Genomic DNA, 19,508 nt, shown 5'->3' with positions numbered 1-19,508 from the left:
CAATGAAGTAATTAGGAAATCCTGTATCATTAAAAGAAAAGGACGCTTTCTAATAAGCGCCCTTTGTTTACATAATAAAATTATTTCATTATAACTTTATTTTGGATTCTTCATCTGTTATAACCTCTTGAATGAAGTAATCTATATTATTTCTAAGCTTTTGGTATGTAATTTGATTATCTATATCATTAAACATTATTACAACCTCAACCTTATTTCCCTTCTTATCCGTACTATACAAGCTTTTTGTCAATACGAATGCGGTAGAACCACCTTTTTGACCAGCATATTCCAACTTATTATTTTCAACTGTTCCTTTAAAAACATTATCAATTTCATCTTGCATTGACTTTGGGAAATATCCCCTACTATTTATCTTCTCCATTAAACTCATATAATCTTTAGCATTTGCACTCACTAATCGATCTGACCAAATACGTTGGGAGTCCATATCGGCTTTTAACGATATCTCCCGTTTTCCCCATTCTTTCTCGTCTTTCATCCATTCATGTATTTGCCATACATGCTTAACATATTCATCATTAGACATATTACGTAGCTTGTCCAATGCTTTATTTTGAGGAATATGCATTTCTTTTTCAACATACCCCCTCATATACAATGCCGCTGTATACGCCGGATAAAATTCCTCGTGACTATTTAAGCCTAACTCTTTCAAACTTTCATTCACACGTGCTGTTCCAAGCTTGTCCAATAAATATGATGCGTTCGCATTCGAACTATATTGAATCATTCCTTTAACTACTTCCTCTAAAGAAGTTTGCCCATTGTTCACTAACCCTCTAGCTTTTACATCATCTAGCCATACAGGGTGTGCACCACCATCAGTATTCTTCACGTAGTATTTTTCTAATTCTTTCAATGAAATCTGCTCGTCTTTTCTTACCTTTCCTTCGGCCACTTGCTTAGCATATTCAATTGCTATAACGATTTTCGACATACTTGCTAGTGGTAATTTTTCATTTTCATTTAGTGATGTTAATATCTCACCATTTCTTTTAACGATTAAAGAAGCTGTTTTATCATCCTTATGTTCTTTTATATAATTTAGCACATAACTAGGATCTTCTTTTGAATTGACATATTCCTTCACTGAAAAGAAAGCTATACAACCTACTATAGTAATTCCAGCTATAATTCCAACAACTTTTAACCCTCTCATAATACTCCCCCTAAAATAAACATATTATATATTATACTAAATAAATTTCCCTTTTTAAGTAAGAATTAGAGTATTTATACAAAAACGTTTCTTTTCTTAAACAACAAAAAAACATGCTTTCATTATGAGAGCATGTTTTGTGATTTTTTTCACATTATTTAGTTAAAAAATAAACTTTTTACTTACCATGATGTAACATTAAATCACTGAGTTCTTCTTCAATGTGATTTAATTTCGCAACGCCTTCTTTCCATTTATGAATATAACGTGAAACCCCAACGAAAAATAAAATAATAATTGTGGAAAGAATAATACCATACACGATAGCTACAGTACTCATAGTTACACTTCCTTGTAATTAGTTATGTTTTTATTATAAACCTTTTTCTTTTAAAATACTTCGATTTCAACTTTTTGTAACAAAATTGATTTTTCTAACAAATAAATAAAAAAACTTTATATTTTTATCATACCAAATATCACCTTATATTCTTTAAACATCTCCATTTGTTAAAAAACGTTCGAAAAAGGAAAATTTTTCACAAAATATACAAAACTTCACCATATGTACTATTACCATATGGGTTATATTATTTAATAGTGTAAAGGGGATGATACAATATGACGACTTGGTTTATTGTACTGTTAGTTGTATTTGGGGCATTTAAAATTATCGTTTCTAGTCTTCCAAACTCCGTTATTGAATCAATTATTAGCCGATATGAAACACATCCGCAACTTGATGAAGAGAATGTTACTGTAACGATCAATGGAAATAGCTTAGAAGGCGATAAGAAATCTCAAATTATTACTGATTTTAACGAAGGTCTATTTTTAGATCGTTATTATGCACCACCACAAAATGAGGGAACTCCTTTAATTATCAATGCAAAACGTGGTAAAAAGGATTTTACATTTTATATTTATAGTCATGAAGAACATGTTGATGTTGTAAAACAACATAAAAAGAAAGTAGTTGCTTATAGTTTACGCTCTAAAAACCTACAAAATAGTGATATGTTCGTGTCAGCTGATTTAGCTTAATGCTCATATATGAGAAGAAGGAATCCATGACATATGGATTCCTTCTTTCCTATTTACTGAAAAATAAGCTCTGTCTTCAAACTATCTTTCGGTAACAACCATCCTTTTTTCTCTATACTCGCCATTAATAATTCTCTTTGTTTTGTCGCGATACTTTCCTCATTTGTTTTAAACGACACTTCTATTACGAAGTCATCTTCTATCTTCCCGGTATTACTTAATGGCCAAATTTCAATATTCGTTTTTATATTTTCAAATTCACCTGTATACCGTTTCATTAATACAGGACCGTAAATGTGAGAATCCTTGAGCATCTCTTCTCCCCAATTCGTATACAACCATTTGTTCATTTTCCCTGGTAACTTTTCTATTAACATATTTTGAGCAGCTTGTTCATTTGGTAAATCAAGTACCCCATATCCTTTAGCACTGTAACTTTTCTTATTTGAAATACTTAACGTTTTCTTCCCAAATCCCCAATCTATTTCCGCCTCATAACTATCAGTTTTACTATCAAATCCATCTTTTTTAGCTACTTCTAGTGCATCTTGAATTACACCATTTTGAATAGGATATCTTTTTTTATATGTTAGCTCAAAATCTTTACTAAATTCTTTCTTTCGAATTCTCGCAAACCACCCTTCGTTACTTAAACTTTTATTCACCGTATCTAAAAATTGCACTTGTATTCTTTCATAATTTGTACCAGCCTGGAAATGTTCTAGTACCTCTTGCTTCATCTCTTTGTTATAACCTAATACTTGTTCTGGCTTTAATAATAACTTCACTTCAAAACTAGGTTTCATTGGACTAGCAGCAAACCCTTCCTTAACGTTATAAAGGAAACAACAAAAGAAAATGCTTACGAATACAAATACTTTTTTCATATACCTATCCCCTTTACATTTTAAATTACTTCTATACGTTCCATTGCAAGTGAATATATATTTTCATATCCTGCTGTACTTAGCTTTTGTTGTAATCGATCCGTATCCTCTTTAAGAGCGTGCACTAACACCGTATGTTCTGGTAATAATGTATTTAACATTTCCTTAACATCACTTATACTTTGATGAACTTTATACGGAACTCGATTCACCTTACATGTATTCCTTACATGCTCTTTCATAACTTTTTCTGCAAAACTCCCTTTAGCAATATGTCCTGTAAAAATAATGGAATTCCGTTCTTCATGCCGAAGTTGTTCATAGTATAACTGTGCTCTTTTCGTTTGCATATTCGCATCACTCATTACAACTATTCCGTAACTATTTTGCATACTAATGTCATTATCCATAACTATTATGTTTCTTTTCAAACTCTCCATAATCCATTGAAGTTCTTCATTATTTTTTATCCAATCTTTATATATGAACATCTCTTCAAATCCAGCCAAAATTTCTTTATCTACTATAAGCGGAAATTCTTTATATCGTTCATATAAATACAATACTATATCTTGCGCCCTACCAAGTTGCGGCAGCGGTAGTAATGCTATTCCTTTATTTTGCATAACTCGTTCAATTTCTGTACATAGATCGTCTAATCTTTCATTTTGCGAAACATCATCAGTGTGGTAAGCGGCATCTACAATTGCAATTTTTATATCGCTTCGCAAATTTTTAGGTAAATTAGCTCGTAGTATATTAGATTCTGCTGAATAATCACCAGAATAAAATACGTATGTATTACACATATCCACTAAAAACCAAACAGCTCCTAATACATGCCCACTATACCCCCATTGAAACCGCAACGTTGGTGTAATCTGTATCCATTCATTTGGATTACTAATCTCATCAATACATACATAATTTAAATCTTTAATATTTTGGTCGTTATAAGGTAAATCCCACCCTTTTGAAAGATTGTAGTTTCTCCATTTTTCAAAATAAGCTGGCAGTTGCTCCTTCGTATAACGAGTCGTCCAAATTTTTTTCTTATATCCATACTTCGTCAATAAAGGTAATCCCATCGTATGATCTTCATGAATATGTGATAAAAATACCGCATCCAAAAATGTAACTATTTCTCTTTCTATTTTTGGATAACTCTCCTCATAGGATCGATTAATACCACAATCAAATACTATTTTCATCTCTTTATTTTTTACAAAATAGCAGGAACGACCGTATTCTCCCGCTCCTCCCCATACTTCCATCCTCATCATGCTACCCCTTTTCGTTTTTGCTCCATATGTTGCAGAAATAATAAGCACATTGTTGTAAGCCCAACAGAAACAACGGCCATCGCCATTCCTATAGATACTTCCCCTTGTTCAAATTGAGCAAAAATAAACGTTGCTGACGTTTCTACTGATGGAGGTAGTACGAGAAGCGATGCTACTAACTCTCTTATCGAAATCGTAAATGTCATCGCCCATCCAGCAAGAATGCCTGGGATAATAAGAGGCAATATTATTTTTCTAAAAATATAAATATAATTTCCAGAAAAAATACTCCCTGCCTGTACAAGAGAATCATCAATTTGTCCGAGCGATGCTTTTACATACTGCACCGTATAAGGTAAAAAAAGAACAACATACGTTACTATAACCATGACAGGCGTATTGTAAATTGATATAGGCATATATGGTGAATTCCAAAATAAAATAAGCCCTACAACCATCACTATTCCTGGTACCATATTCGGTAATATACCGCACATATCAAGCCATTTTTCAGAGGACTTTTTCCCCTTTCGAATCATAAGTGCCAAAAAGACCCCAACAATTACAGCAACAATCGCTGTTACGAGTGAAAACATAAAACTGTTCCATAAAGCTTCTAATCCTGGAGAACCTATTGTAAACAATGCTTCATAATGGCTTGTTGTAAAGTTATTTAAATGTAAGCCACCGCCTCTTAATTTTGACAAAGAAGCAATAAGTATAGAAAAGTATGGGATTCCAATTGCTACTATTAGTAAAGCAATTACATAAACCCATGCTATAAAACGTGTAAGTGTAGACAAAGTATACCTTTTAGATTTCACACCTTTTCCACTAACCATTGCATATGAGTACTTTCGATTCAATACATTTTGCATATACCAAATGAGCATACACGCACTAAGTAATAAAGAAGATAATGCTGTTGCACTACTAAAATCAATCGGCCAACTCGAAATAAATTTATGAATCTCAGATGTTAACACATGGAAACCAATTCTACGTCCAAATGTAGCTGGTGTTCCAAATTCTGCAATCGTCTTTACGAAAATAAGTAAAGCACCCATTACATAACTTGATAATAATAACGGTAATATTATCTTTCTTAAACGATAGAAGAATCCACCACCATGAACTGCTGCGGCTTCTTCTTTACTACTCCCAATCTGAAGTAACGTGTTCTTTAACATGAAATAAAGGAATGGGAATAAATGCAGACTCATAATTAGAACCATACCTCCTAAACTAAAAAACGAAGATGAAATCGTCTTTAGCATCGGAAAAAATTGTTCAAAATAGCCGTTAGGTTGCATAAACAAAATCCAGCCCATCGATCCAATATACGGCGGCGTCATAAATGGGATCATAAAAACAATGTCCAATTTACTATGCTTTCCAACATCTGTTTTGCTCATAATGAACGCTAATGGAAATGCTAATATTGTAGCTCCTAGTACAACGAGTACACCTAGCAACATTGAATTCAGAAAAATCCCAGCTAATCCACCACTCTGCATGACTTCAAAAGGCTTTAAAAAATTCCAACTGCTATTTTCATATACACTAGAAAATAAAATGAGAAAAAGCGGAATGACGATTAACATCACCACAAGTAACAATGCTACTGTCATTCCAACTTGTCTTACTGATACGAATCGATTTACCATGTAATCACCATCTTATTGAAATACTTTCTTAAATTGTTTTCCTATTTCATCTTGTTCTTTCTCAACTGTTTTCCAATCAATATTTAATACTGGGATCTCTTCTACATTTGGTCTATTTTCAGCTTTTATATCTTTTCTACCAGGCAATAAATACGCTTTAGAAATTTGTTTTTGCACATCATCTGATAATAAATAATCAATAAACTCTTTTGCACCTTCTACATTTTTACTATCCTTCATAATGCCTGCTGCCCGTGGACTAATGACTGTTCCGCTTTTTGGATATACGATATCAACTGGTTCACCCTTTGCTTTTGCACTGTACGTCATATAATCAACACCAGCAATTACCATATCTTTCGCACCTGTTACAACTGGATCTAACGCTTCTTGGTTTGCCCCCGCTACTGTAACTTCATTTTTCTTAAGCTGTTCAAATAACTTCCATCCATCTTGTCCATTCTTTTTCACGTATCCTGTTACAAAGTCTAAAGCCGAACCTGAAAGCGCTGGATCCGGAAGATTCACTTTCCCTTTCCATTCTCCTTTTGTTATATCGCTCCAGTCTTCAGGCGCTGTCTTCACATTTTTTGTGTTGTACACAATTCCTAATGCTGAAGCACTATATCCAAAATAATGTCCTTTATCATCCGACCATTCAGAACGAAGCTTATCAGCTTGTTTCGCTTCTTCATAAGCTAACGTTTGACCATCTTTCTTTAATCCTTCCATAGCTGGTAAAGAAGCGAGTACGACAACGTCAACGACTGGATTTTTCTTTTCAGCTTCCATTCTCGCTAAAATCTTACCTGTTGTTCCTTGAAACATTTCCACTTTTATACCGGTTTTCTTTTCAAAGTCCTTTTGAATTTTTTCTGCTAATCCTTTTGGTCCTGCACTATATACAACAATTTTCTTTTCATTAGAATTTTTATTTTTTGCATCTACATTACCTGTCTTTGAGCTACAACCTGTTACTACAGCAGAAAATAGTAAAGTACATACAAATAAAGACTTAAGCGAACTGAATTTCTTCATACGATTCTCCCCCTATATGATGAATACATTTTTTTGGTACATATAACGATACCGGTTTACCGATGCTTAGCTTACTATTGTTATAAGCTGTCCATACACCGAGTGTCCCCATATTTACTTTCACTTCATAACGTTCTCCTACATATGTAACGTGCTGAATTTCACCTGTATACATGTCGCACACGTCATTTTTTGTCCAGCTCACGTGCTCTGGGCGAATCATTTGTTTATTCTCTACAAGCCAATTTGCTTTACCAACAAACTTTGCAACAAATTCATGAGACGGTTTCACATAAATATTTTCTGGTGTTCCTTTTTGTAATACTTCCCCTTGTTTCATTACAATAATTTGGTCTGACATTGACATAGCTTCTGTTTGATCGTGTGTTACATACAATGCCGTTAAACCAATGGAATGAACGATATCCATAAGCTCTAAGCGCATTTCTTCTCGTAAAATTGCATCGAGTGCACTTAACGGTTCATCAAACAAAATAAAATGAGGCTTTGTTACGATTGCTCTAGCAAATGCGACACGTTGCTGCTGTCCGCCAGAAAGTTCGTGTGGATATCTTTTCTCCATACCTTGCAAGCGAACTCGCTTTATCGCATCTTCTACCTTTTCGCGTAAATGATTCGTTTGCTTTGTAGCCCTTAAACCAAATGCAACATTTTCAAAAACAGTCATATGCGGCCATAAAGCAAAATCTTGAAATACCATACCGATATTCCGTTCATGAGGAGATGTTTTTACCTTTTTTGTAGACGAATACATACACTTATCTCCAAAATATATTTCTCCTTTATCCGGTTCTTCAAGTCCTGCAATCATTCTAAGCAAAGTCGTTTTCCCGCATCCCGAAGGTCCTAAAAGTGTGGTAAACTCTCCTTTTTTCATTACAATTTGTAACGGTTTTAACGCCTGCATTTCTCCAAATGTCTTTTCTAATCCATGAATTTTAATATCCATCGTTTCACCTCTCTCCCCTCATTCTTAACCTGCTTTCATTCTATATGGAAGATTTATACTGAATGTTAATGTACTGTAAAGATTAAATTAAAAAACTTCTAATAAACTATTTATTTCTATAGATTTTTTCTATAGTTAAAATAAAAAAGGAGGGTAACTCATAATGAATCTCTTAAAATTAGAAATTGTAGTGCTTATTAAGAAATACAAAAAGCTTACGATTGTTGCAGAAAAACTTGGTGTTAAACAACCTACTATTACATTTCATATAAAAAGCTTAGAAGAGGAACTCGGTGTGTCTTTATTTGAATTACGTTCCGGAAGATATTTCTTAACAGAGGCTGGCGAGGCGTTGCATCATTATGCTTGCAAAATAGATGCACTTATGAAAGAAGCTAGACGGGTGACACAAGAATTTAAAGATTTTAATAAAGGAGCTATAACAATTGGCGCTAGTTATGTACCAGCAACTTACCTTTTACCAGAAGTTGTTCACCAATTTCAGTGCGAATTTCCAAATATAAAAATAACACTCATGGTAAAAACTGCGCCTGAAATTCGAACGATGCTACAAAATCATGAAATTGATCTCGGGGTAATTTCTGCGGCGCCGTTTGATGAACCACTTTTAAAACAAACAAAAATAATACCTGATACACTTGTTCTTGCTTTTTCCAAAGAACATCATTTTTCAAAAAAAGAAAGTGTATCCTTACAAGATATCGAAAAAGAACGTATATTATTGCATCGTAATCCATCTACAACGAGAGATTTACTTACACAATGGATGTTATCACATAACATTACTTTCCAATCTGAAATTGAACTAGATTCATTAGAAACGATGAAACAAATTTTAAAGTATGGTAATGGGGTTGCCTTTATTTCTAAACTTGCTATTGATCAAGAAGTACAACGAAATGAGCTATGCTGTATACCGATCCCAGGATTTGAATTTCAGCGTAATATTTATACCATTCATCATGAGGACAGGTGGAATTCAAAAATAATTTCCTTTTTACTACAAAGTATCACTTCTTTTGCAGCAAAAAATTAAAAGGCTGTCGTTATACACGACAGCCTTTTAAACTATATCTCTATTTATTTTTCTTTTCCTCAATTTTCACTTGTGCCTCTTCAGCCTTATCTAATGCTTCTGACACTTTTTTCTCTTTTTCTTTTACTTCATCTATACTATCGACAGCTTTAATTAGTTTATCGATTCCTTCTTCATTTACTTTTTTTCGTTTCGCTACTCTTTCATTTACTTTCTCTTCAACGTCTTTTGCTTTTTGAAGCATATTTTCTGCATTTGATTTCACAGCCTTTTCAAGTGCATCATCTTTTTTCTTTTGTAACACTTCATTTGCAATATCTTTCGTTTCTGAATACTTACCGTCTTTTAATGCTGTCGCACCGTGATCTAGTAACTGAGCGACTTCTTTATATGCCTTCGCTTCATTTCCTGATTTTTCTTTTTCCGCTTTTTCAAACCACATAATCGCATCACTATATTTTTCATTTTTCAATGATTGCATACCTGTTTCAATATACGTGTCATAATTACTACATCCAGTCATTACGACTAACAGAAAAAGCATAACAAAACTTAATTTTTTCATGATGTTTTCTCCTTTTCTTTGCCTGCTCACTTTACTGTAACATACATGAAAAGGAGTTTCAAAAACTAAAATACTAATTTGGTCATTTTTATATTGTTAAAATTTTCTTTTAAGCCAATACATCCACTTGTTTTTTCGCCATATGCTGCTTTACTCCAACTAATACAACTAACAATAATCCTCCACCTAATGTCATCATAACAATGCTAGTCGGCAACATATCTAATAATAATCCATATACAATCATACCGAGCGGCGCGATTGCAGTAGCAATAGTTTCAAGTAGGCCGAATACACGCCCTAAATAGCTTGGATCTGTCGTCTTTTGCATATGTACTTGCATCGGGATATTTACGATCATCATTGACATACCAGTTAACATCATAAAAACCATATAGTAAATAAAACTTGCTACTTTCGGAATGGTAACTAACAACGGGAAGACTGTACATAAACTCAAACCCGCAAATAAAAACAGCCCAATATAAATAGAACGAAACGGATTATTCACTTCTTTACGCACTGATAAAGCAATCGCACCAATTAACATCCCGACTGCTAGCATTCCCTCTACAGTACCGAGTTGCTTTGAAGATAAATGCAATGTTTGGACGATAATGTATGGAAGTGCAACGGTTAGCCCACACGCAAAAAAGTTTACCCATAGCGCAATTTTCATTAAACCATATATTTCATGCTGTCGTTTTATATATGAAAAACCTTCTTTTATACTCGTCAAGAAATGCTCTTTACTCTCAGCCACTTCTTTTTTATATAAATCAAATACGATAAATAATTGCACAATAACTGCTAAAAAGAATGTAATGCTATTTAACAGAAAGAACGACTTAATTGAAAAGAAACCAAATACAACTCCGCCAATAATCGGCGCTAAAATATTTGATAAAGAAGCTGCCGTCTGGTTCAAAGCACTCGCTTTTTGAATACGCCCTTCATCAACTAAATTAGGAATAGATGAAGTAAACGCAACAGAATAAAAACTTGCGCAAATTGATAATAATGCTGCTGATACATAAATAAAAAGAAGTGATGGTCCAAGCATTATTGTAAGAATAAACATAATAAGCATCGTTAAGCTACTTAATAAATCAGTGCCAATGACAAGCCATTTTCGATTAACACGGTCAGCTACAGCACCTGCAATCGGGCCACAGATCATCCTTGGAAGTGATCCGCAAATAAGCGTAGTTGCAAACCCCATTCCTGAACCAGTTGTCTTTAATACGTATAACCCCATTGCGAACGTATAAATACCTGCTCCTAGCAAGGACGTCATCTTTCCAATCATCATTAAAATAATATTCCTCGTTGCAATCTTCATTTTCCAATCATTTTGACCTATACTTACATCTTCCATTATGACACTCTCCCCTTAAAAGTTAAATTGTGTTAAACTTATTATATAATCAACTTTCCAATTTTTACAACAAAAAGTTAAATTATATTTAACTTTTCAATTATAAAGGAGCAATGTTATGGCAACTCTCGGCGAAAAAATTAAGGCGTTACGAAAAGAAAAAAAGCTTACGCAAACCGAACTAGCAGGTTCGGAACTGACAAAAAGTATGCTTAGTCAAATTGAAAATGGAAAAGCTACACCTTCTATGAAAACATTACAATATATTGCCGAAAAACTTGAATGTGAAACGAGTTTTTTATTAGAAGAAGATGATGGAGAAATTGTAGAACTCATTCAAAAAATGGAGCAACTTATAAAAGCTAATAAATGTGATAAGGTGTATGAAACTTTACTTCCTATCGTTCAAAAGGAACTCCCTCTCACTTTAAATACTGCCCGATTATATAAACAATTTATTACTGGAGCAGCTATAATGAAAGATTGCAACATTGAATCTTTCGTTGAAAAAGCAACTTCTATTTTTGAAAAATATACTTTATACAGAGACAGCACTGAAACAAAATTAACATTCTCTTATACGTTATTCTCACGTAAAAAGTATGAGGAATGTTTGCAACTTATTGCTCGTATTCGAGATGATTATGAAGCGAACCATTTAGAAATGGATCTTATTATACATATCAGATTGTGCTTAAAAGAAGCCATTATTTTACTCGCATGTGGCAAATATGAGGAATGTGAAAAAATCATATTAGAAGCATTAGCATTTTCAAAAAAACATCAAGTGTATTATAAAACAGATGAATTTTATCGCATATTATCTTATCAAAAAGTCATGACGGCTGATAAAGAACAGTATTTACATTACATTAAGAAATCTGAGCAATTCGCCATTTTTACTGAAGACACTTTATCCGTTGCGATCGTAGATATATTAAAAGCGTATTACTACAACACGATTACTAAAGAATATACAATTGCATTAGAACATGTAGAACAATTTCGAGAAAAACTAAAAGACGAACCGATTTTCCAAGAGGATGGATTGTATTACCTTGAAACCGGAAAAGCTTTGTACGGATTAAAAAAATACGAGGAAGCTCTGAAAGCTTTTCAACATGCTAAAATACCAGATTATATGATGCATCCACTTGATCAAGCATGGCTTACAACGGCAGGTGCATATCGTGCCCTTTGTTATGTAAAACTTAACGATAAGCAAAGAGCTCTTGAAGAAGCAACAGAAGCAGCTCAAAAGATACAACCTTATCCGGATTCCATCTTTTCTTCTTTTATTAAAGAAACATTACAAATAATACAAAAACTTTAAGAATGTCTCGAAATGGTATATTATTCCTCCTTTTTAGCAAAGATAATAATAATGGGAGGAATATAAATGAATATACAACGCGCAAAAGAGCTTTCAGAGTCATCAGAAGAAGCCAATGTCAGTTTTCAAGGCATGCCTGTTATGATTCAACACGTTGACGAAAACAACGAAACCGCCCGCATATATGAAGTAACAAATCCAAGACGCGAATTAACAGTTCCAGTTAATAGCTTAGAGGAAATATAAGCAATGCCACTTCAACCTTCTGAAGTGGCATTTTTCTTTTTTTATATCTAGTTTCCCCTTTTTAATAAGCCATACAAACCAATGAAAATTACAATGAGACCCACTGCGACAAATGCCAGTTTTTTGAATAATTCTCTTGTTTCATGACGTCTAACGTCTCCTATACTTTTATTTTGTCGTTCAATTACATTTCGCTCCGTTTCTACTCGCTCTCCATATATTAACAAACGATATTTACTTGATGTATATGGTTCACATGTAAGCAATGTAACTTTGTCTTTTCCTTTTATTACATTTAATTTATCTACTTGATTTGGATTAATAATCTCACGGCCAATTACTTTATACACTTGCTGCTTTCCAAGCACATTTACGTAAAATATGTCACCATCACTTAATCGATCAAGGTGGCGAAACATCGTCGCTCCGTGATACCCACGATGTCCTGCCAATACAGTATGTGTATCTTTCCCACCAATTGGTAAAGAAATCCCTTCAATTTGTCCTACCCCTCTACTTAAGTTTTCTTGACTTGCACCTAAGTAAATTGGCAACTCCTCATTTATTTTTGGAATAGAAATCGTGCCAAATATCTCATCTTTGTTTATGAAATTTAACGGTTCCTTATTTACTTCAGCATCCCTAACAAATGGGTCACTCATTTTGAAAGTAGTTTTTCCTAACGAATTATTATATGTTTCCATCTTCCGAAACTTCTCATTCACATCTTCTACTTTTAAATCATCAACCATTTTTTCATAACGTATTACTCCTGTTTTATATACATAATTATTTATATAATTAGCCACCAATGGATATAGAAATAGAGATAAACCTGCAAGGAACAATACTAAACTTATAAATCCCCTTCTCACATACTCACCACTCAATACATACTATTTTCGTTTTTTCAAATAAATCATTAGAAGGACGATACAAATGATAACAATAGGAAAAACAATCATCCAATCTTCTAAAATGAAAGGTTTTGTAATCATTTCTTTTTCTCCAGCATCATATGGAACCCGGTGTCCTCTCACTAGTAACCTGTGCGTGTTCACTCCATAAGGGGTACATGTAATTAATGTTGCATAATCTTGACCTTGTACAACTAATAAATCTTCTGTTTCATTTGGTAATACAACTTTTATTTGATCTACCTTATAGGCAAGTACTTTATCTAATGAATGAATATAAAATATATCGTTCTTTTCAACTTTATCTAAATGAGTAAACATTAGTGCTGACGGTAAGCCACGATGCCCCGTTAAAACTGTATGCGTATTTTTTCCCCCTACTGGTAATGAAGATTCGTTCAGTTGTCCAATCCCGCGGCTCAGCACATCTTCAGTCGTTCCTTGATAAATTGGAAGATTCACATCAATTTTAGGGATTTCTACATATCCCATAACATCACCGATATTTAACATATCTACATAAGAACTCTTGTTCTCATCGCTATTTTCACGAAATGGGTCCGAAAATGTTTGCATCTTACTTTGAACTTTTTCATTATATTCCCGCGCTTCTTTTTCCTTACGTTCAATTTCTTCTTTTTGTAAATTGCTTACTGCTGCATCGTACGTGCTTACTTCCGAATAGTGCGTTCTCGTTGCAAACCAATTACTTACCATCGGATATAAAAATATACTTAAGCCTAACAAAAATATACTGCCAAAAATAATATTTCGTCTCATAACATCCTCTTTCACTACGGATAAAATGTGGAAAAGAGGAAAGCAATATGCCTTTCCTCTTTTCAAAACTCAATTATTATAAAAATATCAAATTAGGAATTCTTCACAGGTTTCTTTCTAAAGAAAATAAACGCTGCTGTCACCATTAATAACAGACCAACTACTGTGAAGAAAATTGTTCCTATACCGCCTGTTGCTGGAATAATCCATCCGCTCTTATTGTTCTCAACTTTTAGCTCAATTACTTTATGATCTTTATCAATTTTAATATCAATCGGATCTCTTAACTTTTGATATTGTTCTACTGCACCGTCTTCATCTATATACTTCGGTGCTTCTGTTTCAACAATTTGATATTCACCGTACGGAATTTCATTCCATGTAATAATACCATCTGCATCAGTCTTATCATCCATTTTTTTCTCTTTTACTGTTACAACTTTACCTTTACTATCTCGTAATTCAAACCTTGCACCTTTTAACTTCAGGTTGTTATCCTTACCATCGACTTTTTCAATTTTAATATTCCCCATTGTTGGTGTAACCACTACTTCATTAGATGGTTTTCCATCTTTTTCTGATGAAACATCGTCTTTGTTTACAAAATCAAGTACTGCTTTGTTCGGAATTTTCACTCCAGATTGAACATCGCCTTTAATCTTTGCAGTAATTTGCAAATGTAATTCTTTACCTGTTACTTTCGAAAAATCTTCTATTGAAGCAATAACCTTTTGTCCAGCTACAATTACGTTTACAATACTCTCATCAATCTTTTTACCATCAATCTTTACAATCGGTGTCCCAACAACCTCTAAACGGTCATCTAAAACATCGGTAACAACATAATTTTTATACATTTGAATATCCTCAGGAAGCAATGTTTTAATGTCATACGTATACTCTGTTTCAAGATTTATTCCCGCGTTCTTTGAACTGTCGTTAATCGTTTTTTCAATTGTAGGCTCTTTATAGTTCTTTACATCTTTTTCTAACTTAACTAGTTTACCAGTTTCTTTAATAGAAAAAGGATATTCTTCTTTACTTGTTAAATAACCTTTTGGAGCCTTTTCCTCTATAAAATAATAGTTTCCATACTCTAAAGAATCTACACGAATTTTACCATCTAATCCTGTCACTAGTGGATGTGGTGTTTTTACTTGTGTGTTTGTGCCATCTTCATTTTTTTTGAATAAATGGAATTCCGCATCTGGTAACACCCTGTCCTCTTCACCTTTTTTTATTAATTCTACTGAACCATGTTTCGTTTCATTCTTTGGATAAATATGAACATCGTAGTTTAAATCTTTACCGTCTGCACTTGTCATTGGAATATCAACAATAAAAGTACTCGTATCCAATTCAATATGGTCTGGACCTTTAACAGCTTTTACTTCATAACGTCCTAATGGAAGATTATTAAAGACTGCCATTCCATTTGCGTCTGTTACTTTTGTAATAGTACTATCCGTTACTTTACTAATATTTTCTTTTATCACTTTTCCATCAGAAGTTTGTTCAAATGATGCGATACGTTTAATTTCAAACGTTACACCAGCTAAAGGTTTTACCCCTTCCGGCACGCTTTGTCCGTCTTTACCATTTCCAACTTCACCTTTTTTCCCATCTTTACCTTGCTCATATTTATGAATCGCTAAAGTACCTGTACTTTTTGATTCTGCACTAACCGTCATATTAAATAATGTTGAAAAAGCTAAAATACATATTAAAAATGTGCTAAAAATCTTTTTCATCAAATTCCACTCCCCTATTGTGTCTACCTTTTTTTGCAAACTACTAATCTATTTCATAATCTTTCTTTTTCTAAAGAAGAAGAAAGATGTAATGAACATCAATATTCCACCAATTACATAAAAGACAATTGTTCCTATGCCACCCGTTTCCGGGATAATCCACTCATTTTTATTATTTTCTATTCTTATCTTTTGTGTAGATACATCGTTGGTCACATTAATTTCAATTGGCTCTTTCAAAAGCATGTACCCGTTTGGTGCTTGTACTTCTTTCAGCGTATATTTCCCTACTAACAACGGATTAGAAATCGCTACGCCATTTTTATCTGTTGTTAATTCAGAAACTACTTTTCCATCTTTATCAATCATTTGAAATACTGCACCTTCTAATTTGAGATTTTCATCCTTCGCATCTACTTTCTCAATCTCAACTTTCCCAAAAGATGGTGGTATGATAAACGCTTCATTCGATACAATTTTCTTTTGATCAAATAGTAACTCCGCTTTATTTCGTATACCACCCTTTGCAGTATAAGCTTCTAAAGCTTCCACACCTTTACTTACATCCAACTTTGATTTAATGTGCATCGTATATGCTTGATCAACTAGATACTCGTAACTACCTTCTCGCTTTGGCAATTCAATTTTCACCTTTTTCGACTGCTCATCGATTTCTGGTATAACTTGTATCTCTTCACCATTTGCATTTACAAGTCTTACTTGTACCACATTTAAAATATCTTCTAAATCATCTTGTAATACTATTTTTTCAACATTTGCTACGTCATTTCCAAAATTATAGTTTACATGCCATGTAAACTCTTCATTCTCACTTTGCAATGTTGCCTTTTCTACCTCTGTTTCATCTGCATCAGAAACTGTCTTTATAACCTTTGGTTCCTTCGCTTCCACTTTCGTTTTTACATTCGGCTTTTCTGGGGGGAAATCTTCACCATCTGGTGTTTTCCCTTCCACAATCGCTATATTTTCTATTTCTTTTGTTTTTAGCGATTCCTTTGTAACTTTCACCTTGAAAGTTACAATTCTTTCTTCTGTATCAAGTACATCACCAAAGTTTACTTTAACTGTATTGTCCTCATATGATCCTGCATCTTCATCCACATCATCAGTCAATGAATTACCGTTCATTTTCAAACTACCTGCTATATACTCCACTCCGCTAGGAAGCTTATCAACAATGCGAACATCTTTTATGAGTCCATTTTCAACTTTATTTTGAAGTTTAATTTTATACTCAAGCTCATCATCTACGTGTACTTTTCCATCTACTCCACCAGTTACTTCTTTCTTCGAATCTAGTTGTCCATACAACGGATCAACTGACGTTTCTACTTCTGGTTTCTCTGAATCTGGTACACTAATAGACTCTACTACTGCTATATTTTTTATTTTCTTATTTGCCATTTCCTGTTTTATAACTACTTCAAACGTAATAGCCTTCTCTTCTTCACCTTTAAGGTCACCGAAATGAGCAACTATCGTTCCATCTTTTATATGTGCCTGATCATCATCTTCTACATCCGTTTGTTCCTTTCCGTCTATCTTTATCGTATTCGGAACATATTCTACACCTTCAGGAAGTTTATCTGTAATTTTCACAGATTTTAAGATAGAATTTTGCACATTGTTTTTAGCTTTAACAGTATACTCTAGTTTCTCTCCTACTTTAAGAGTTCCACCATTTATATCTCTAGCTAATTTTTCTACTTCCAATTTGCCTTTTTGTTCTATATCAGGTTTTCGTTCTGGTTTGACCTTCACGACTACTTTATTAGAATCATTCGCTTCAATACGACTCCCTGTTAGCTCATCAATCCCTTGAACAACAGCGGTATTAGGAATTTCACTTTCTATCTTTCTTCCTTTTAATTTCGCCTTAAATTCAACAATTGTTTCAGGTGTTTTATCAGTATAAATTCCGCCTTTCGTGGCATTAGCACCTTCACCAATTCTTATTGTTAATTTTCTTGTCTTTACATCATAATCAACTTGATCATCCATCGCTAAATCTGTTTGATCCCCCGCGTTCGGGCCAGAAATAACCTTCACTGATCCAGGTATAAACTGTAAACGACGGTCTAAAACATCTTCAATTTTTGTATCAACTGAAGTTGAATTTGGCTCAACATTTTTCACACGTAAGCGATATATGACCTCATCATCCGGTTCGTACTTTTCTTTCGGATTTAATACTTCCTTATTAATGACAAGCTCAGGTGCCGTGGCGTTTACTGCGAAAGCCAGTGTATTTAATACGTAATCATCTCCTGATGTAGCAGCCTTTAATCGTATTTCTTTTTGTTCTGGTTTAATATATCCTGCTGGTAGCTTAATTAAATCTGCATCAATTCCTAAATTATTTTTATAATCCGGAGCAAAAGTACCTGGATACTTATCTCGCATATGTTCCTCATATTCAGAAATAGTCGAATTGAATATATTACCAACCGGGTTCAATTTATCAGTAATTTCTTTCCATGCTTTATCAACATATACAGAAAGTTTATCACCCTGCCAATATCTATCTCCTTGTACAGCAAAAATAGAAACTTTCGGATCTAAATCTCCAGCTTTTGATGCAATAAAGTTTTTCACGGTAAACTCTTTTTCACCAGATCCAGTAGCTCTTTTCAATCCACCATCATAAACAGTAAATGCTTTTCTTGTTTTTGATTTATCTTTCGTGATTACTAACATGTACCATCCAGCAAAAGAATAATATCCAGAACTATATGCAAGATTAGTATTCGGGTAAGGAATATTTGCTACAGTATAGCTTCCTCCTTTTGAATTAGAAGACTTCAAAAGCTCAGTAACATCTGCATAGTTAGAATAATACGTGCCATTAATACCGAAGCCATAAAGTAAACCACTTCCGTAATACGTATAACTTAGTGATACTGGAAAACTTATTCCTGACGGAGTAGTAAACTTAACTGGTTCTATATATTGCGGGAGCGTTAATTCATAACGCGTCGAACTCCAATATAATCCTGCCCATTCAACTTCAGCCCCCTCTGGAACAGGGATATATGCTTTAGATGAATTTGTAGTCGTTGGATCGTCATCTACATCAATTAGTTCACGTGTATAGCCATTAGGTGCTGTACCCGAAGTATAAGTTATATCCGAATACAATGCCGTTTTCTTCTGAGCTTCAGTGGCTTTAATACCTAAATTCACATTACCGGTAGAATACATATCACCTTTATGTATAGATTGATAGGTTGGCTCATTAAAGCCTTCATCTTCAGTAATCTCTGCTTTTACATTCTCTGGTGTACTAAAAAAATGCAATGGCGATAGTATTAAAAATATACTCATCCATACTACAATTAATTTTATTATTTTTTTATTTTTTACCCTATTGTGACTCAACGCCTCCACC

Annotated in this window: 17 protein-coding genes and 1 pseudogene; 4 read left to right on the top strand and 14 right to left on the bottom strand. The window is 33.6% G+C overall.

Going from position 1 to position 19,508, the window contains the following annotated elements; all coding sequences use genetic code 11:
- Window positions 1-88: 88 nt before the first annotated feature.
- The 3 genes and pseudogenes from EXW56_RS08635 to EXW56_RS28060 all read right to left on the bottom strand — a co-directional run bounded on the left by EXW56_RS08635 (window position 89) and on the right by EXW56_RS28060 (window position 1,763).
- A complete protein-coding gene (locus EXW56_RS08635) occupies window positions 89-1,183 on the bottom strand; it encodes a serine hydrolase (RefSeq protein WP_098988070.1) in 1,095 nt (364 codons plus the stop codon).
- Between the two features lie 178 nt (window positions 1,184-1,361).
- Window positions 1,362-1,523 (bottom strand): hypothetical protein, encoded by a 162-nt coding sequence (locus EXW56_RS08630; RefSeq protein WP_002158451.1) that lies wholly within the window; start codon window positions 1,521-1,523, stop codon window positions 1,362-1,364.
- A gap of 50 nt (window positions 1,524-1,573) precedes the next feature.
- Window positions 1,574-1,763, bottom strand: a pseudogene (locus EXW56_RS28060) (hypothetical protein).
- Between the two features lie 41 nt (window positions 1,764-1,804).
- On the opposite strand from EXW56_RS28060, the gene EXW56_RS08625 reads away from it, so the two are divergent.
- Entirely contained in the window at window positions 1,805-2,227 is a 423-nt protein-coding gene (locus EXW56_RS08625) for a YfmQ family protein (RefSeq protein WP_002200998.1), read from the top strand.
- 53 nt (window positions 2,228-2,280) lie between these two features.
- Here the strand turns inward: EXW56_RS08625 and EXW56_RS08620 are convergent, their stop codons facing one another.
- The 5 genes from EXW56_RS08620 to EXW56_RS08600 are packed head-to-tail and all read right to left on the bottom strand — an operon-like array spanning window position 2,281 to window position 8,072.
- Window positions 2,281-3,114: a hypothetical protein gene (locus EXW56_RS08620; protein WP_002200999.1), complete on the bottom strand. Its 834-nt coding sequence runs from the start codon at window positions 3,112-3,114 to the stop codon at window positions 2,281-2,283.
- A 20-nt stretch (window positions 3,115-3,134) separates the two neighbouring features.
- Window positions 3,135-4,397, bottom strand: coding sequence for an MBL fold metallo-hydrolase (locus EXW56_RS08615; protein WP_002201000.1), 1,263 nt, complete (start codon window positions 4,395-4,397; stop codon window positions 3,135-3,137).
- Entirely contained in the window at window positions 4,394-6,064 is a 1,671-nt protein-coding gene (locus EXW56_RS08610; protein ID WP_215558268.1) for an ABC transporter permease, read from the bottom strand. Before EXW56_RS08610 ends, EXW56_RS08615 begins: the two co-directional genes overlap by 4 nt.
- Window positions 6,065-6,076: 12 nt before the next feature.
- Window positions 6,077-7,102 (bottom strand): ABC transporter substrate-binding protein, encoded by a 1,026-nt coding sequence (locus EXW56_RS08605; RefSeq protein ID WP_002201002.1) that lies wholly within the window; start codon window positions 7,100-7,102, stop codon window positions 6,077-6,079.
- Window positions 7,080-8,072 carry an ABC transporter ATP-binding protein gene (locus tag EXW56_RS08600; protein WP_002149048.1) on the bottom strand — a complete coding sequence of 331 codons (993 nt, stop codon included), beginning with the start codon at window positions 8,070-8,072 and terminating at the stop codon, window positions 7,080-7,082. Before EXW56_RS08600 ends, EXW56_RS08605 begins: the two co-directional genes overlap by 23 nt.
- Window positions 8,073-8,235: 163 nt before the next feature.
- On the opposite strand from EXW56_RS08600, the gene EXW56_RS08595 reads away from it, so the two are divergent.
- The gene (locus EXW56_RS08595) at window positions 8,236-9,129 is read left to right on the top strand and encodes a LysR family transcriptional regulator (RefSeq protein ID WP_002201003.1); all 894 of its coding nucleotides are present in this window, start codon (window positions 8,236-8,238) and stop codon (window positions 9,127-9,129) included.
- A gap of 40 nt (window positions 9,130-9,169) precedes the next feature.
- Here EXW56_RS08595 and EXW56_RS08590 read toward each other — a convergent pair whose 3' ends face one another.
- Window positions 9,170-9,694 (bottom strand): COG3014 family protein, encoded by a 525-nt coding sequence (locus EXW56_RS08590; protein WP_002201004.1) that lies wholly within the window; start codon window positions 9,692-9,694, stop codon window positions 9,170-9,172.
- 109 nt (window positions 9,695-9,803) lie between these two features.
- On the bottom strand, window positions 9,804-11,072 hold the full coding sequence (locus EXW56_RS08585; protein ID WP_215597365.1) for an MFS transporter: 1,269 nt from the start codon (window positions 11,070-11,072) through the stop codon (window positions 9,804-9,806).
- A gap of 118 nt (window positions 11,073-11,190) precedes the next feature.
- On the opposite strand from EXW56_RS08585, the gene EXW56_RS08580 reads away from it, so the two are divergent.
- Both EXW56_RS08580 and EXW56_RS08575 read left to right on the top strand, forming a co-directional pair.
- Entirely contained in the window at window positions 11,191-12,405 is a 1,215-nt protein-coding gene (locus tag EXW56_RS08580; protein WP_002201005.1) for a transcriptional regulator, read from the top strand.
- Between the two features lie 66 nt (window positions 12,406-12,471).
- Complete coding sequence (locus EXW56_RS08575) at window positions 12,472-12,651, top strand: H-type small acid-soluble spore protein (protein WP_002064678.1); 180 nt, start codon at window positions 12,472-12,474, stop codon at window positions 12,649-12,651.
- A gap of 47 nt (window positions 12,652-12,698) precedes the next feature.
- Here the strand turns inward: EXW56_RS08575 and EXW56_RS08570 are convergent, their stop codons facing one another.
- The 4 genes from EXW56_RS08570 to EXW56_RS08555 all read right to left on the bottom strand — a co-directional run bounded on the left by EXW56_RS08570 (window position 12,699) and on the right by EXW56_RS08555 (window position 19,444).
- Complete coding sequence (locus EXW56_RS08570) at window positions 12,699-13,526, bottom strand: class C sortase (RefSeq protein WP_215597364.1); 828 nt, start codon at window positions 13,524-13,526, stop codon at window positions 12,699-12,701.
- Window positions 13,527-13,547: 21 nt separating this feature from the next.
- Window positions 13,548-14,348, bottom strand: coding sequence for a class C sortase (locus EXW56_RS08565; protein WP_002201007.1), 801 nt, complete (start codon window positions 14,346-14,348; stop codon window positions 13,548-13,550).
- A gap of 92 nt (window positions 14,349-14,440) precedes the next feature.
- Entirely contained in the window at window positions 14,441-16,099 is a 1,659-nt protein-coding gene (locus EXW56_RS08560; protein WP_215597569.1) for a SpaH/EbpB family LPXTG-anchored major pilin, read from the bottom strand.
- A gap of 48 nt (window positions 16,100-16,147) precedes the next feature.
- Window positions 16,148-19,444 carry an isopeptide-forming domain-containing fimbrial protein gene (locus EXW56_RS08555; RefSeq protein ID WP_215597568.1) on the bottom strand — a complete coding sequence of 1,099 codons (3,297 nt, stop codon included), beginning with the start codon at window positions 19,442-19,444 and terminating at the stop codon, window positions 16,148-16,150.
- Between the last annotated feature and the right edge of the window lie 64 nt (window positions 19,445-19,508).

It is taken from the genome of Bacillus mycoides, assembly GCF_018742245.1.
Lineage (GTDB): Bacteria > Bacillota > Bacilli > Bacillales > Bacillaceae_G > Bacillus_A > Bacillus_A cereus_U.
The sequence above is the reverse complement of the archived record's forward strand: the minus strand, read 5'-3'. Positions and strand labels throughout refer to the sequence as shown.

Excerpts from the sequence above, each read along its gene's own strand:
- EXW56_RS08635 (WP_098988070.1), bottom strand. The coding sequence starts at position 1,183 with ATGAGAGGGTTAAAAGTTGTTGGAATTATAGCTGGAATTACTATAGTA.
- EXW56_RS08630 (WP_002158451.1), bottom strand. The coding sequence starts at position 1,523 with ATGAGTACTGTAGCTATCGTGTATGGTATTATTCTTTCCACAATTATT.
- EXW56_RS08625 (WP_002200998.1), top strand. The coding sequence starts at position 1,805 with ATGACGACTTGGTTTATTGTACTGTTAGTTGTATTTGGGGCATTTAAA.
- EXW56_RS08620 (WP_002200999.1), bottom strand. The coding sequence starts at position 3,114 with ATGAAAAAAGTATTTGTATTCGTAAGCATTTTCTTTTGTTGTTTCCTT.
- EXW56_RS08615 (WP_002201000.1), bottom strand. The coding sequence starts at position 4,397 with ATGATGAGGATGGAAGTATGGGGAGGAGCGGGAGAATACGGTCGTTCC.
- EXW56_RS08610 (WP_215558268.1), bottom strand. The coding sequence starts at position 6,064 with ATGGTAAATCGATTCGTATCAGTAAGACAAGTTGGAATGACAGTAGCA.
- EXW56_RS08605 (WP_002201002.1), bottom strand. The coding sequence starts at position 7,102 with ATGAAGAAATTCAGTTCGCTTAAGTCTTTATTTGTATGTACTTTACTA.
- EXW56_RS08600 (WP_002149048.1), bottom strand. The coding sequence starts at position 8,072 with ATGGATATTAAAATTCATGGATTAGAAAAGACATTTGGAGAAATGCAG.
- EXW56_RS08595 (WP_002201003.1), top strand. The coding sequence starts at position 8,236 with ATGAATCTCTTAAAATTAGAAATTGTAGTGCTTATTAAGAAATACAAA.
- EXW56_RS08590 (WP_002201004.1), bottom strand. The coding sequence starts at position 9,694 with ATGAAAAAATTAAGTTTTGTTATGCTTTTTCTGTTAGTCGTAATGACT.
- EXW56_RS08585 (WP_215597365.1), bottom strand. The coding sequence starts at position 11,072 with ATGGAAGATGTAAGTATAGGTCAAAATGATTGGAAAATGAAGATTGCA.
- EXW56_RS08580 (WP_002201005.1), top strand. The coding sequence starts at position 11,191 with ATGGCAACTCTCGGCGAAAAAATTAAGGCGTTACGAAAAGAAAAAAAG.
- EXW56_RS08575 (WP_002064678.1), top strand. The coding sequence starts at position 12,472 with ATGAATATACAACGCGCAAAAGAGCTTTCAGAGTCATCAGAAGAAGCC.
- EXW56_RS08565 (WP_002201007.1), bottom strand. The coding sequence starts at position 14,348 with ATGAGACGAAATATTATTTTTGGCAGTATATTTTTGTTAGGCTTAAGT.
- EXW56_RS08560 (WP_215597569.1), bottom strand. The coding sequence starts at position 16,099 with ATGAAAAAGATTTTTAGCACATTTTTAATATGTATTTTAGCTTTTTCA.
- EXW56_RS08555 (WP_215597568.1), bottom strand. The coding sequence starts at position 19,444 with ATGAGTATATTTTTAATACTATCGCCATTGCATTTTTTTAGTACACCA.